The following is a 14,908-nucleotide window of genomic DNA, read 5'->3' as shown; positions in this document are numbered from 1 at the left end:
CGCCTCATTCCTGCCATTCGACGAACGGACCGCCCATGCTGAGAAAAGTCGCCCTCCTCGTGGCCCCCGGCGTCGCCCCGTTCGAGTTCGGCGTCGTGTGCGAGGTCTTCGGCATCGACCGCACCGACGAGGGCGCTCCCCCGTTCGATTTCACGATCGTGACGGCGCATCCGGGGCCCATCCGCACGAGCCTCGGCTTCGACATCACGGTCGAGCACGGGCTGGAGGCCGCCGAGGATGCCGATCTCATCGCCGTGGTCGCGAACATGCATTCGGTGTCGGACTCGATCGACGAGGCATCCCTCGACCTCTTGCGCCAGGCCGAGGCGCGCGGCGCGTGGGTGCTGAGCGTGTGCACGGGAGCTTTCGTGTTGGCCGAGGCCGGGCTGCTCGACGGCCGCCGCAGCACCACGCACTGGCAGCACAGCGCGCGCCTGGCCGCCCAATTCCCGCTCACGGATGTCGACCCCAACGTGCTCTACATCGAGGACCGCGGCGTCATCACGGGCGCCGGTACCGCGGCCGGCATCGACGCCTGCCTGCACCTCGTGCGCCGCGAGCACGGCCAGGCCGCCGCCAACGTCATCGCGCGTCGCATGGTCGTGCCGCCGCACCGCGACGGGGGTCAGGCGCAGTACATCCCCTTCCCCGTGCCGACGCGCGCTAGCGACTCGCTGGCGGCCGTGACCGATTGGATGCTCGAGAACCTGGCTGAGGAGCTGCCCGTCGAGTTGCTGGCGCAGAAGGCGCACATGTCGGAGCGCACGTTCGCGCGCCGGTTCCGGGCCGAACTCGGGGCCACACCGGCCGCGTGGCTCAACCGCCAGCGCCTGCTGCGAGCGCAGCACCTGCTCGAACACGGCGACGAGGGGCTCGAGCGCGTCGCGCAGGAGGCGGGCTTCGGCTCGGCATCCGTCATGCGGCACCACTTCGTGAAGGTGCTGCACACGACCCCGAACGACTATCGCCGCACCTTCGGGCGCAGCCTGCCGAGCGCCGAGGAGCGCATGCGGGAGCTGGCGGGCTGACCGGGCGGGCGCGGCCGAGCGCGGTCAACACGGCACGCGTGGTCGACCGACCCGACCCTGTTGGCGGCACCCTACAAAGCGCCCCGCCGGGCTCGCGCCCGGTTTCGTCCAAACGCTCAAGCGATTGAACCGCCCCGCTCTCGCGTGCCTAGGCTGAGCCCGACGCTCGTCGACGCGCTGTCGCCTCGACGGGCATCCGATCACGCCTCTCGAGCACTGGAGCACGACATGCCGTTCGACACCCTCGCCAGCGATTTCTACGATTTCGCGTCCACCCTCACCGACGATGAGCGGGAGGCGCTCGGCCGCCTGCGCGAGCACCTCGAGCGCGAGGTGAAACCCGTCGTGAACGAGGCGTGGGAGAAGGCCGAATTCCCGCACGACATCCTTCCGGGGCTCTTCGCCACCGACGCGGCCCGTTACTCGTGGCCCGAGACAGCACCATTTACGAACTCGGCCGTGTTCCGCGGCATGCTGGCCCTCGAACTCTCGCGCGTGGATGCCTCGGTCGCCACGTTCCTGGGTGTGCAAGACGGCCTCACCATGGGTTCGATCGGCGTGTGCGGCTCGGAGGAACAGCGCGCCGAATGGCTGCCCAAGCTCGCGTCGGGCGAGGTCATCGGCGCCTTCGGCCTGACGGAACCCCTCTCGGGCAGCGACAGCGCGCAGGGCCTGCGCACGACCGCGACGCGCGATGCCGACACGGGCGACTGGTTGCTGAACGGTCAGAAGCGCTGGATCGGCAACGCCACCTTCAGCGACATCACGATCATCTGGGCCAAGGATGCCGAGACGGGCAAGGTGCTGGGCTTCATCGTGCCGACCGACACCCCCGGCTACACGGCCACCAAGATCGCGGGCAAGATCAGCCTGCGCGCCGTGCAGAACGCCGACATCACGCTCGAGAACGTGCGCGTGCCCGAGCGGCTGCGCCTGCAGAACGCCAACTCCTTCCGCGACACGGCCGCCGTCCTGCGGCTGACGCGCGCCGGCGTGGCCTGGTCGAGCGTCGGCGTGGCCATCGGCGCCTACGAGGCGGCCGTGCGCTACTCGAAGGAGCGCATCCAGTTCGGCAAGCCCATCGCCGCGCACCAGCTCATCCAGGACCTGCTCTCGAAGTGCCTCGGCAACATCACGGCGTCGCTCGCCATGTGCGTGCGCGTCTCCGAGATGCACGATGCGGGCACGCAGCGAGACGAACACTCGGCCCTGGCCAAGGCGTATTGCACGGCCCGCATGCGCGAGACGGTCGCGTGGGCGCGCGAGATCTTCGGCGGCAACGGCATCGTGCTCGACTACGACGTGGCCCGGTTCTTCGCGGATGCCGAGGCGCTCTACTCCTATGAGGGCACGCGCGAGATGAACGCGCTCATCGTCGGCCGGGCCATCACGGGCGAGGCCGCGTTCGTCTGATCGCCGGACGATCGCGCGGTGATCACCGGATGTTCATGACGGCCGGGCGGCGGGGCGGCGGATTCCCATGCCCTCCCCCGTCTCCTCACGGCTTCGACGCGCTACCGTAGAACACATGACCCGCACGCGCGTTCTCCCGCCAGCGTCGGAGAGCACCTGGCGACTCCAGGTTCGGGCCGCCGCCGCGTCCGCGCTCTTCGTCGCTTTCGCCGGCGACGCGTTGCGCAACGCCTTCACCATGTGGGGCTTCTCCATCATCGCCGTGGCCGTCACGGTGTGGCTCGTCGTGCTGTTCGTGAAAGAACGCCCGCGCATCGACGCGACGCGCCTGCCCAAGTCGCTCATCGCCTATCTGCTGCTGGCGTTCGCGTCGCTGGCCTGGTCGGCCTATCCCGGGGCCAGCGCGTTCACGCTGCTCGGCGTCGTCGTGTGCACGTTCGCCGGGTTGTTCGTGGCGACCATGCTGAGCTGGCCAGAGGTCTTGCGGGCGCTGGGCGCCGCGGTCAAGTGGGTGCTCGGGCTGTCGATCCTGTTCGAGTTGCTCGTGAGCGTGGTGTTGCGGCATCCGCTGCTGCCCGTCACGCTGATCGGCACCGAGGGCAAGCATCCGGCGCTGTCGTATTGGTCGCGCAACGAACTCTTCACGGGCGATCGCATCCAGGGCATCGTGGGCAACGCCAACCTGCTGGGCGTCATCGCCCTCATCGGCATCATCGTCTTCTCGCTGCAGCTGGCCGGCAAGACCGCCAGGGGCTTCCGCGGCTGGTTCTGGCTGGGCCTCGCGGTGCTCGAGTTCCTGCTCACGCGGTCGAGCACCATGATCGTCGCGGCCGCCATCGCCGCCGTGGCCCTGGCCGCGGCCCTCGGCTTCCGGCATGCAGCATCGGCCGCCGCCCGACGGGCCTTGAGTCTCGGCGTGGTCGTCGTGGGCGCGGGCCTGGTGCTCGGCGCCACGGTGTTCTCCCGCCCCCTGCTCGGCCTGCTCGGCAAGAGTTCCGACCTGACGGGCCGGCTCGAGATCTGGGACACGGTGCAATCGCTCGCGGCCCAGACCCCCGTCTTCGGCCTCGGCTTCTCGAGCCCGTGGGTGCCGTGGGTCAAACCGTTCGACTCCCTCGTGGTGCGCCACGGCGTGGTGCAGTTGCAGGCGCACAACGCGTGGCTCGACGTGTGGTTGCAGCTCGGCATCCTGGGCGTCATCGTCTTCGCGGCCGTCGTGTTCGCCACGCTCTGGCGCGTGTGGTTCCTGGCCGTCGACCGGCCGCGCTTCGACCTGCGCGACGACCGCCCCTACACGGCGCTCAGCCTGCTGCCGCTGCTCATCATCACGGTGCTCATCGTGCAGAGCTTCGCCGAGAGCCGCATCCTCATCGAATCGGGATGGGTGCTGCTCACGCTCTTCGCCCTCAAATCGAAGCAGCACCCCGTGATCGACTCGGATGCCGCGGCCGCCGACCCCGTGCGCTACGAGGTCGAACCGGCGTGAGTGACCGTCGCGGGCCGCGGGCCGTACGCGAGGTGCCCGAGGCTTTTCAGAGCCCCCACGCGGCGGCCGCCTTCAGCCTGATCACCTTCGGACTGGCGTTTGCCACGCCCGCCATCCGCGCGATCATCGGCTGGCCCGGGCTCATCGGCGCCCTCGTGGTGCTCGTGGTGCTCGGCATCGGCATCCTCATCGCGCGGCGCGACGCCATCGAGTGGCACGGCCTGCTGCCCATCTCCATCCTGGTCTTCATCGGATGGTGCGGGCTCTCGGCGTTCTGGACCGAGTACCAGTGGGTCACGGCCTCGAGCGTGCTCTATCAGGCCGCGTTCGCGTTCCTCGGCATCACGATCGTGCTCACGCGCGACCTGATCCAGATCGTGCGCTCGGTCGGCACGGTGTTGCGATTCCTGCTCGTGTTGTCCTTCGGGGTCGAGATCCTCTCGGGCCTCATCCTCGACGTGCCGTTCCGCTTCCTCGGCGTCGACGGCGCGCTCGCCCTCGGCGGCCCCATCCAGGGCGTCTTCGGCACGCGAAACATGCTGGGCTTCGTGGCCGTCATCGCCATCGTCACGTTCGTGATCGAGTGGCGCACGCGCTCCATCACGCGAGGCCTCTTCATTTTCTCGGCCATCCTCGGCGGGGCGGCTCTGCTCTTCAGCGGCTCCCCCGTCACCTGGTTGGTCGTCACGGTGCTGCTGTTCGCCACACTGGCCCTCTACGGGCTGCGCAAGGCCAAACCCGATGTGCGGCTGCGGCTGCAGTGGGCGCTCCTCGGCCTGACCGTCGTGGGGGCCGTCGCCACTTATCTCGCGCGCGTGCGCGTCATCAACCTGCTCAACGTGGGCAGCGAGTTCGAGTACCGCTACTCACTGTGGATCCAGATGTGGCAGCTCATTCCCGTGCACCCCCTCGAGGGCTGGGGGTGGGCCGGCTTCTGGCGCACCGGCATCCCGCCATTCGCCAATATCGACTTCGCGCTCTCGCGCGGGCACTCGACGGGCCTCAACGCGTTCCTCGACGTCTATCTGCAGGTGGGGCTCGTCGGGCTGCTGGCCTTCGTCGCGCTCGTCGGACTGGCGTTCGTGCGCTCCTGGCTGCTGGCGTCCAACCGCCGCGTCGTCACCTACACGTGGCCGGCGCTCGTGCTCGTGGTCGTCATCGCCACGTCGGCCGCCGAAAGCTTCGCCCTGCTGGATGCCGGCTGGCTGCTGCTCGTGGTGTGCGCCGCGAATGCGTCCCAGGGTCAGAGCTGGCGCCGCCGCCTGCGCTCGAAAGAGACGCTCGTGCCGCAGCCGCCGCTCGAGTAGAGCCGAGGCAGCGCTCAGGCGGGCTGGAGAAGGTCGCGCAGGACCTCGGCGCGCCCCTGGCTCGTGTAGCGCTCGTAGTCGCCCGTCTTCGCCTCGCGCAGCACGGTGGGCAGCCTGAGCAGGCGGTTCTTCGGCAGGCCCGCGCGCACGCGCTCGATGCGCAGCTTGCCCTCGGCCGCCTCGAGGTGCTCGTGCTCGGCGGGGAAGTCAGCCTCGAGCATGCGCTCGACCAGCGCCTCGGTGCGGCGCACGAGCGCGCGGTTGCGGTCGCCGCGCGGTTCGAGCACGCGCGACACCTTCTGCGCGAAGCCGGGTTTGCGCATGCCGATCTGGTTGGCGCCGTGCTGGCGGTAGTCAATGAGCGGTTCGTCGATCACGGCCAGGCGGCCCGTCAACGAGGCGATGATGGCCAGCCATTCGTCGTGCACCCAGTCGGCGGGGAACGGCATGGCGGCGTCGGCCAACCGGCGCCGGAACGCCGCGGTCGCGCCCGTCGCCACGTTGCGGCGCAGCAGCGTGTCGAACGCCGACGGGCATTGCACGTCGCGGCGCTCGTCCGGCCGGAACTCGAGGGCCTCGAACAGCGTGTACCCCAGGTCGGCGCCGTTCGCATCGACCATCTGCGCGTCCCCGAATACGAAGTCGACGTCATCCTGCTGCTCGAAGAGGCGCACGCAGCGCTCGACGCGGTCGGCCTTCCAGATGTCATCCTGGTCGCTCAGCACGATGATCTCGCCCGCCGTGGCCCGGATGGCGCGCTCGAAGTTGCGCGTCACACCGAGCGGTTCGAGCCCCGAGAGCACGCGCACGGGAATGGGCGCCGTGGCCGACATCCGCTCGACGATCGTGAGCGTCTCGTCGCGAGAACCGTCGTCGGACACCACGATCTCGTCGGGCATGCGGCTCTGCGCCAGGATGCTCGACAACTGCTCGCCGATGAACCGCGCACCGTTGTAGGTGCACAGCGCGACGGAAACGGTGAGGGTCACGGAGCGGTTCTCGTCAGGAGTCGGCGGGTCAACGAATCGGCGGCGAAAGGAATGAGTGAATCTAGCGGGACTTGTGGCCGACGGCCGGGAATTCGAGGTAGGTCAACCGCGCGTTCTCGTGTCGCGACTTGGTGATGCCGTCGAGCACGAAGCCGAGGAACAACACGAGCGCCGCGATCACGAAGAGCGAGGATGCCGCCACCGCCGTCGGCAGCCGCGGCACGAGCCCCGTCTGGAAGAAGTCGATGATTACGGGAATCGCCACGATGATCGAGATGATGGCGAGCAGTGCCGCGATGAGGCCGTGGAAGAGGACGGGCCGCTCGTGACGTACGAGGCTCACGATGAGGTTCAAGATCTTGAAGCCGTCGCGGTAGGTGCTGAGCTTCGACTCGCTGCCCTCTGGCCGGTCCTTGAAGCCCACCTCGACCTCGGTCTGCGGCACCCGCAGGCTGACGCTGTGCACCGTGAGCTCGGTTTCGATCTCGAACTCGCGCGAGACGGCCGGGAACGATTTGACGAAGCGCCGCGAGAAGATGCGGTAGCCCGAGAGCATGTCGTTGACGCGAGCGCCGAACACACCCGAGATGAGGTTGTTGAACGCCTTGTTGCCCGTGGAGTGGCCGGGGCGGTAGGACGTGGCGGTCGTCTCTTTGCGCACGCCCAGGACGTGGTCGTAAGGGCCCTCGAGCAGGGTCTCGATCATGCGCGGCGCGGCCGAGGCGTCGTAGGTGTCGTCGCCGTCGATCATGAGGTAGATATCGGCTTCGATGTCGGCGAAGGCGCGGCGCACCACGTTGCCCTTGCCCTTGATGTGCTCGTGCCGCACGATGGCGCCGGCCGCGCGGGCGACCTCGACCGTGTTGTCGATGGAGCGGTTGTCGTAGACGTAGATGTCGGCCGTCGGCAGCGCGCGCTTGAGGTCGGCGACGACCGTTCCAACGGCAACTTCTTCGTTGTGGCAGGGAACGATGCAGGCGATGGTCAAACCGTCGAATTGAGACACTGGTGATACTCCGTAAATGTATGGGGGCACCGGTCGCTCGTCCGGGCGGTGCCGGAGATGAGCTTACTAGACGGCTGGCGCGGGTCGGTGAGCGCGAGCGCGCGGCGCAGTCCCGGGCCCGGACCGTACAATCGGGAGGTGCGCGGCCCGCTGGCTGGGCGCCCCCAAAACCCGAGGAGAACCCGACAATGGCGAGAAGCCGCGCTCTGATCGAGATCGCCAGAGGAAGCTCGTTCCTCGTCATCGGCGGACTGGCCTTCCTCGTCGACGCGGGCCTCTACAACCTGCTCGTCTACTGGGGTGGGCACGGCGTTTTGCACGACCTGCCGCTCGTCGCCAAGATCATCTCGATCGCCACGGCATCCGTCGCCACGTATGTGGGCAATAAGTTCCTCACCTACCGCGACCGGCCCACGCGGGTTTCGGCCCGGCAGATCGCGATCTTCGTGGTCATCAACCTCATCGCGGGCGGCCTGCAGCTCGCGTGCCTCGGGTTCTCGCGTTACGTGCTGCACCTCGACGACGCCGTCTCGGACAACATCTTCGGCACGGTCATCGGCCAGATCGTCGCCACGGCGTTCCGCTACGTCACCTATGGCCGTTTCGTCTTCCCGAAGCAGGCCGATGGGCCCGCGCAGCCCGGTCCGTCGACCGAGCCCGGCTCGGACGACCCGTTCACGCGCCCGGCCGGCTCCGAGGCCTAGTCCGGCTCGGAGGCAGGCGCCGACTCAGGGGCATCGGCCGACCGAGCATCCGCCCTATTTGTCGGGCTGGACCTCATAGATCGTCAGAGTCGATCCGCCTTCTGTGACCGTCTCGACGGGGGTCGCACACGTCTCATCGATCGGGACCTCCGACAAGACGTAGGAGACGTGCTCCTCGGCGAAGTCGCTGCAGGCGTCGAACGACACGTGGATCTGGTCGCGCACCGGGTTGGTCGGCACGGGCTCACCCTCGCCGGGAACCCAGTTCACGTTCGCCAGCCGGTTCCAGATCTCTTCGTAGCGGTCGTCGGGGTCGATCTGGTCCCACATCTCGGTCGGCGGGTAGGTCTGCACGCCGTTCATCGCGCGCACGCCCGACTCGACCAGCACGGCCGTCGGCACATACGAACCGATGCCCACCCAGGTGCCCGGGTCTTCGGCGTTGACGCGATCGACGGCCTCGCCGATCTCGGTGTCGTTCAGGTCGAAGACTCCGCGGTAGAGCGGGTTCACACCCGAGCCGATGAACAGCGCGGCCACGAGGATGACGGCCGCGCCGGCCACCGCCCACCGCTTCAGGATGAAGAAGACGCCCAGCACGATGAGCACGGCGGTGATGCGCCAGTGCGCCGCGAGGTTCGGAACGAGCGGGTCGACCACGGTCAGCACCACGGCCGTGAAGAGGATGCTGCCGGCCGTGAGGGCCACGGTGGTCCAGACGACACTCCCCGGCAGGCGGATGTCGCGCTTGTCGAGTCGCTTCAGCAGCACGACGATCGACACGATGCCGAGGATGGCGTAGGCCAGACGGATGCGCGCCACCGTCGTGCGGTCGACGAAGAGCAGGTGCGCGATCGCATCCCAGCCGGGAATGAGCAGATAGGCCGTGACGAACACCGTGCAGCCGATGACGGCCAGCGCGATCCAGTTGAGGCGACGAGACGCCCGCCAGTCGGCCACGACGATCCAGGCGAGCGGGATGAGGAAGAAGAACGCGTAGAGGACGACGCCGGCCGCCTCGGACTGGTTGGCCCCGAGATAGTTCGACTGATCTTGGCTGAACGCCGAGTTCGTGAGGGCCTCGTTGAACGGGCCGGCAAAGAGGGACACGAGACCCTTGGCCGACAGCAGCCCCGTGCCCTCGAGCCGCTGGCCCGGGTAGACCGTGCCGAAGAGCGCCCTGATGGTGTCGAGGCGCGTGAGGATCCACAGCACCATGACGACGCCGGCACCGACGGCCGCTGCCAGGAGCGGGCTGATGCGCACAAGGGATGCGCGGAAGGAGAGCTCCTGCCGACGGGCCTCGCTGATCCACGCGCCGATGAAGAAGAACAGCACGACGAGCGCCGCGGGGACGATGAATGGGGCGTAGATCGACATGGCCGTGGTCACGGCCAAATACCCCGTCACGGCGGCCCACGCGATGCGCACCCCGAGGCGCGGATGCCGGAAGATCCAGATGATCGCGGCCATGGCGGTGAAAGCGAGCGCCACCGGCCAGAGGGTCGTCGGCAGGAACCACCACTGCAGGATGGGGGTGAAGAAGAGGCCCACCGCGAGCAGCGCCGAGGTGACCGGCCGTCGGGGCATCATGGTGACCGAGAAGAGGTAGGCGGCGACGATGACCGCGAGACCGGGCAACCACCAGCGCACGGCCATGCCCTGATCGAGCGGCAGGGCAAGGAAGCCCGCGATATGCGGTCGGAAGGCCGTCGACCAGTCCCACGTGGGCGCATCGTTCTGCACCGTGAGGTCCATGCCGCCCGGGAGGGTCTGGTTCTCGACGGGGAAGCCCTGCTCCTCCTGCGAGACGATCCAGCTCGACTGCACGAGCCATTCGTCGCTGCGGATGCCGCGGGGTTCGCCCGAGATCAGCGCCGGGTCTTTCTGCCCGTCGCCGAAGGTCGCCCAGTAATTGCCCGACGAGGTGCCCGAGATGCCCGTTGCGACCATGATGACGAAGAACACGGCGATGAGCGCCGGGAAGGACCAGAGCACCCGGCGGTTGGGCAGGGCATCGGCTGTGGGCTGCACGGCACGGTCGAAACGGTCTCGGGCCGCGGCGAAGCGGGCGCGGGCAGAGTCGAGTGTTCGGTTCGTCATGGTTCCTTCGGCTGTCTGCCGCTCGAAGAAGCGGTCGTTCGGGTCGAGCGTCACGCACCCTCGTAGGAGCTTACCGATCGATCCTCAGACCATCCGAACCCGCGCCGCGTCAGGAGGTGACGTTCACCGTCTGACAGGCCAGCAGGTTGTTCGTGCCGGGCCCGACGTTGATGCCGTAGGAACACACCTGGTGCGTGCCCCTCGACAGCTTGAGCGTCGTGTCGATTCCGTGGTTCGAACCGTACATCGGGTACGCGCGTCCGACATCCGGGCGGGATGCGTTGGCCGTGATGGCGCGCGCGGCGCCGTCTACGTACACGTGCACCTGGATCGGGTTGGCCGTGTCGGGGTCGATCGCCCACCCGCGCAGCTGGGCGCCGCCCGCGACCGGGGTGATGTCGGTTCCGCCGAAGGGCGAGCCCGACTGCACGGTCACCGTGGAGCACCCCAGCAGCGTGTTCACGCCGTAGTTGACGTTGATGCCGTATGCACACACCTGGTGCGTGCCTGCCGACATGGGGAGGAAAGTGTCGATGCCGTGGTTGGCGCCGAACTTGGGGTACACGCGGCCGACGTCGGTGCGGTTGGCGTTGGCCGTGGTGACGGCCTGTGCCTTGCCGTCCGTGTACACGTGCACCTGGATGGGCACGGTCGTGTTGGGGTCGATCGTCCAGCCGCGCAGCTGTGCGCCGCCCGGCATCGCCGTCACGTCCATGCCGCCGAACGGGTTCGGGTTCTCGACCGTGAAGTCATAGCATCCCAGGGTCTTGTTCGAGCCGCGGCCCACGTTGATCCCATAGGCACACAGGTTGTGCTTGCCGGGGCTGAGGGCGAAGGATGCGTCGATGCCGTGGTTGTCGCCGAAGCCCGGGAACACGCGACCCACGTCGGGGCGCGAGGTGTTGGCGAGGATCTGCTGGCCCTTGCCGTCGATGTAGACGTGCACTGCCAGGGCGGCTTTGGTGTCGGTGTCGAGCGTCCAGCCCGTGAGGCGCACGCCGCCCGGCTGAACGTCGAGCGAGGTGCCGCCGTGCGGGGAGGCCGTCTCGATGGTGAGGTCCTTGCAACCGAGCAGGGTGTTGTCGCCCGAGCCGATGTTGATGGCGTAGACGCAGATGTTCTGCGCGCCGCCCTCGTTGTCGAGCGACGCATCCATGCCCAGGTTGTTGCTCGCGCCGGGGTAGCTCACGGGGATGTCGGGGCGCCACGCGTTAGCGGTGAACGAACCGGCGCCGACGCCGTTCGCGTACACGTCGATGCGCAATGACTTGGTCTTGTCGTCGGGGTCGAGAGCCCAACCCTCGACGTGGAAGCCACCCTTTTCGGCCTGCAGCGAGAATCCGCCCACCGGGTTGTTGGCGGTCGTCGTCTTGCCGAACCAGTCGGTGAAGAAGCGGAAGAAGTTGCGGTTGCCGTAGGCCGAGCAGCTGTCGCCGACGCCGGCACCGGCGCGCAGCGCCGCTGCGTTCGGCTGGTAGGGCGTGTAGTTGTAGAGGTTGGCCGTGGCCTGGTTCTTGATGTTGACGATGGTCGAACCGCAGGCCGCGTTCGGGTTGAACTGCACGGCGATGTTGCCGGGCTTGTAGCGGAAGTAGTTGGGGGTGAGCGTGTACTGACGGAACTGCCAGGCCGCCTTGTACATCTGGTATTCGAAGCCCATCGAGCTCGAGCCGCAGGCACGCGTGTCGGGGCAGTCGAACCCCATGGCGATGGCGAAGCGCGTGGCCGACGGACGCGAGCCCGTGATGAGGCTCTGTTCCTTCTCGAGCGTCACGATCAGAACCTGCGGGTTGATGCCGCAGGCCTTGGCGGCCTTGTAGATGATGGTCGAGGCGAGCTCGTTGGTGCCACCCGGGTAGGCGCCGCAGTGGCCGGCACCCTGGGCGGGGCGACTGGGCGAATCCGCTCGGAAGTCCTTGATGCAGGGCGCGCTTCCGGCGACGCAGTTGCGCCCCTTGTCCGCGAGGAAGTTCTGGATGTCACCCGCCGACATCGTGTTGCTGTTGAAGAACACGCTGTCCGAGATGATGTTGTCGGCCCGGAAATCGGCGTTGTTCGCGGCCTCGGCGGGAGCGGCGGGAGCCGTCAACGCGAGGCCGGCGACGAGCGCGACAAGAGCCAGCACTGCTGTGAAAATTCTGCGGAGTTGCAAGGCTCTGGCCCTTCGAGGTCACGGTCTATCCATGTGAATGATAACCCGACCTTCAAGCCTGAGTAGAACTTTAGTTTTAACGCCGCTTGAGCAGGCGCCCCTTCACCTTGCTGAGCAGCATGCGCGGGCCGCCCTGCTTCACATAGAACCAGACCAGCTGCACGTCGCGCAGCGGCCCGAAGGGTGTGGGCTGACGACGCACGCGCGCACGGGCCTCGGATGCTCCCGCCCCGATCATGCCCGAAGACACGAGGTCGTTGGCATGCCGCGCCTCGGCTACGAAGGACGTCAGCGGCTCGAGCACGCGATCCCACTTATAGGACTCGCGCACGCGACGGATGTTCTCCTTGGACTCGGCGTGGAACGCATTGTCGAAAAGCACCTTGTCGAGCGCGGCGGTCAGGGCGTCGACGTCTTCGGCCGGAACCGCGATACCCAGCCCCTCGGCCTGAACCAGGTCGGCGAAGTGGTCGCCCTCGGTGACGACCATGGGCAGCTCGGCCCAGAGGTAGTCGAGGATGCGCGTGCGGAACGAGAACGTGGTCTCGACGTGCGAGTAATGCGTCGAGACGCCCGCGTCGGCCTCGGTGAGGAAGTTCTGACGAGCCGTGTAGTCGACCCACGAGTCGTTGAAGAACACCGAGCGGTTGAGCACGCCCAGCTCGGTGGCGAGGCGGCGGCACTCCCCCACGATGGCCATCTCGGGCACACCGGGGTGCGGATGCTTGGTGCCCTGGAAGAACAGGCGGATGTTGTCGTGCGTCTCGCTCAGCTGGGCGACGGCGCGGATGAGCGTCTTGGGATCGAACCAGTTGTAGAGGCCACCCGACCAGAGCAGAACCTTGTCCTTCTTCTCGATGCCCGCGACGACACCCTTCAGCACGTCGTACTCGTGCGCGGGAGGCGTGGCCTCGAGGCCGAAGGGCACGACGCTGATGAGCCCGGTGAGGTCGGGGTCGTCTTTGTAGTTGAGCGGGTTGATGCGGCCGAGGGCGGCGAGCTGGCCCAGGTAGAAGTGGCGCTGACGCTCGGAGGCGCACAGGAAGAAGTCGCCGCGCTCGAGCTGCTGGTTGAGCACGTTGGTGGCGCTCTCGACCTGCATGGTCCACTGCGCGTCGCCCAACTCGCGGGCCTGCTCGAGCTGCTCGAGGTGCATGGGGTCGTAGATGTCGGCCACGATGATCTTGGTCGAGTCGCGGATGGCGCGGAACATGGTCATGGCCAAGCCCTGGAAGACGATGACATCCGCCCACTCTTCGAGCTTCTTCATGTCTTTCTCGTTGCCCGGGGCCACGTGCACGATGTCGAAGGGCGCGCCGACCGGAGTGATGCCCGACAGGGTCACGAGGCGCACGTCGTTGTCGGCCGACAGGGCCTCGGCCATGTGCCAGGCACGGATGGCGGGGCCGGCCATCTTGGGACCGATCGGGTCGCCCGTGATGATCAGCACGCGCGTGGAGTCGGGCGCGTCGAGCACGTCGAACGTCTCGACGATGGTGCTGTAGCCGCGCAGGAAGTGGTCGCCGCCGAACGAGGGCGCGTCGGTCTCGCCGAACAGTCGCCAGATGACCTGGTCGGAGACGACGCGCGTCTCTTGCACGTGCGTGCGCGTCTCGGTGAGGTCGCCCAGGTGCTCGACGAACTGGTCGAGACCGTAGAGCGTGGCGATCGAATCGCGCGGCATCTCGATGTTCTCGTCGCGGTCGCCGCCGACCTTGCGCAGGTCGAACTCGGTGGAGTCGTGGCCGCTGCGGGCAACCGCACGGCGCACGGCGAGCGCCAGGGTCGCGCTCAGCGTGTTGTTGAGCGCCTCCTGGCCGAGGTTCTTGTAGAGCGTGTAGAGCGCGTTGCGCTCGAGGAGGTAGGTCTCCTTGTATTCGCCGAACGACGCCATCGACGCGTGGTGCTTGTGGTACGCGAGCGAGGCGGGCTCGTAGGCGAAGCGGTAGCCCAGCAGGTTGAGGCGCCAGCCGAGGTCGACGTCTTCGAAGAACATGAAGTAGCGCTCGTCGAAACCGCCCAGGCGGTCGAACACCGAGCGGCGCACGAACATGGCCGAACCGGTGCCGAACAGCACGTTCTCGGGCACATCGTTCTGCTTCTTGGGCAGCGGCTGGCCCGTGAGCGGCTTGTAGCCCATGCCGAACCAGGTCATGGCCGAGCCGATGAAGTCGACGCGTTCGCCGTCCCAGTCGAGCACCTGGCTGGCGACGGCGCCCACGCGGGGCGACGTGGCGAAGCGGTCGACCGCGGCGCGCACCCAGCCGGCATCCGGTTTGGCATCGTTGTTGAGGAAGGCGACGAACTCGCCCGTGCTGTGGCTCACACCCAGGTTGCAACCGCCCGCGAAGCCGAGGTTCTCGTCAGAGACGACGAGCTTCACCTGCGGGGCCTCGCGCGCCAGCACCTCGGCGCTGTCATCGCCCGAGCCGTTTTCGACGACGACGATCTCGAGCTTGTCGGCCGGCCAGTCGAGCGCGTTCAGGTGCCGGATGGCCTCGAGCGTGTCGGGCGTGCCCCGGAAATTGACCAGGATGACCGATACGGTGCCCGATGTCGTCTGAACCATGGTGTGGATGTTCTCCCGTTGACTGAGGTGTCCGTTGTGCTGGCTGGCGGCGCCGCACGTCGATGCACGGCACAATCCCCCGAGTCTTCCAGAGCATTCTGAGAAACTTCGACGATCGTGTTCCGCGCGGCACGACGCCCGGCCTTCGGTA

The 14,908-nt window shown here is 67.7% G+C and carries 10 protein-coding genes; 5 read left to right on the top strand and 5 right to left on the bottom strand.

Annotated features, from left to right (window positions below; translation table 11 throughout):
- The first annotated feature begins 35 nt into the window (after window positions 1-35).
- From ALI44B_RS14725 to ALI44B_RS14710, 4 genes are all read left to right on the top strand, one after another.
- A complete protein-coding gene (locus tag ALI44B_RS14725; protein ID WP_077055302.1) occupies window positions 36-1,028 on the top strand; it encodes a GlxA family transcriptional regulator in 993 nt (330 codons plus the stop codon).
- Between the two features lie 228 nt (window positions 1,029-1,256).
- A complete protein-coding gene (locus tag ALI44B_RS14720) occupies window positions 1,257-2,441 on the top strand; it encodes an acyl-CoA dehydrogenase family protein (RefSeq protein WP_077055301.1) in 1,185 nt (394 codons plus the stop codon).
- A gap of 115 nt (window positions 2,442-2,556) precedes the next feature.
- A complete protein-coding gene (locus ALI44B_RS14715) occupies window positions 2,557-3,927 on the top strand; it encodes an O-antigen ligase family protein (protein ID WP_077055300.1) in 1,371 nt (456 codons plus the stop codon).
- Window positions 3,924-5,234: an O-antigen ligase family protein gene (locus tag ALI44B_RS14710; protein ID WP_238592225.1), complete on the top strand. Its 1,311-nt coding sequence runs from the start codon at window positions 3,924-3,926 to the stop codon at window positions 5,232-5,234. The genes ALI44B_RS14715 and ALI44B_RS14710 overlap by 4 nt, the downstream gene beginning before the upstream one ends.
- Window positions 5,235-5,248: 14 nt before the next feature.
- Here the strand turns inward: ALI44B_RS14710 and ALI44B_RS14705 are convergent, their stop codons facing one another.
- Together ALI44B_RS14705 and ALI44B_RS14700 are read right to left on the bottom strand one after the other, a co-directional pair.
- Complete coding sequence (locus ALI44B_RS14705) at window positions 5,249-6,223, bottom strand: glycosyltransferase family 2 protein (RefSeq protein ID WP_077055298.1); 975 nt, start codon at window positions 6,221-6,223, stop codon at window positions 5,249-5,251.
- A gap of 61 nt (window positions 6,224-6,284) precedes the next feature.
- The gene (locus ALI44B_RS14700) at window positions 6,285-7,229 is read right to left on the bottom strand and encodes a glycosyltransferase (RefSeq protein ID WP_077055297.1); all 945 of its coding nucleotides are present in this window, start codon (window positions 7,227-7,229) and stop codon (window positions 6,285-6,287) included.
- A 188-nt stretch (window positions 7,230-7,417) separates the two neighbouring features.
- On the opposite strand from ALI44B_RS14700, the gene ALI44B_RS14695 reads away from it, so the two are divergent.
- Window positions 7,418-7,933: a GtrA family protein gene (locus tag ALI44B_RS14695; protein WP_077055296.1), complete on the top strand. Its 516-nt coding sequence runs from the start codon at window positions 7,418-7,420 to the stop codon at window positions 7,931-7,933.
- Window positions 7,934-7,987: 54 nt separating this feature from the next.
- Here the strand turns inward: ALI44B_RS14695 and ALI44B_RS14690 are convergent, their stop codons facing one another.
- From ALI44B_RS14690 to ALI44B_RS14680, 3 genes are all read right to left on the bottom strand, one after another.
- Window positions 7,988-10,036 carry a DUF7657 domain-containing protein gene (locus tag ALI44B_RS14690; RefSeq protein WP_143459293.1) on the bottom strand — a complete coding sequence of 683 codons (2,049 nt, stop codon included), beginning with the start codon at window positions 10,034-10,036 and terminating at the stop codon, window positions 7,988-7,990.
- 109 nt (window positions 10,037-10,145) lie between these two features.
- The gene (locus ALI44B_RS14685) at window positions 10,146-12,161 is read right to left on the bottom strand and encodes a LasA N-terminal domain-containing protein (protein ID WP_077055294.1); all 2,016 of its coding nucleotides are present in this window, start codon (window positions 12,159-12,161) and stop codon (window positions 10,146-10,148) included.
- A 103-nt stretch (window positions 12,162-12,264) separates the two neighbouring features.
- Complete coding sequence (locus ALI44B_RS14680) at window positions 12,265-14,757, bottom strand: glycosyltransferase (RefSeq protein ID WP_077055293.1); 2,493 nt, start codon at window positions 14,755-14,757, stop codon at window positions 12,265-12,267.
- Window positions 14,758-14,908 lie beyond the last annotated feature (151 nt).

Source organism: Leifsonia sp. ALI-44-B, assembly GCF_001984125.1.
Classification (GTDB): Bacteria; Actinomycetota; Actinomycetes; order Actinomycetales; family Microbacteriaceae; genus Okibacterium.
Note: the sequence above shows the minus strand (reverse complement) of the source record. Positions and strands in the feature narration are given on the sequence as shown.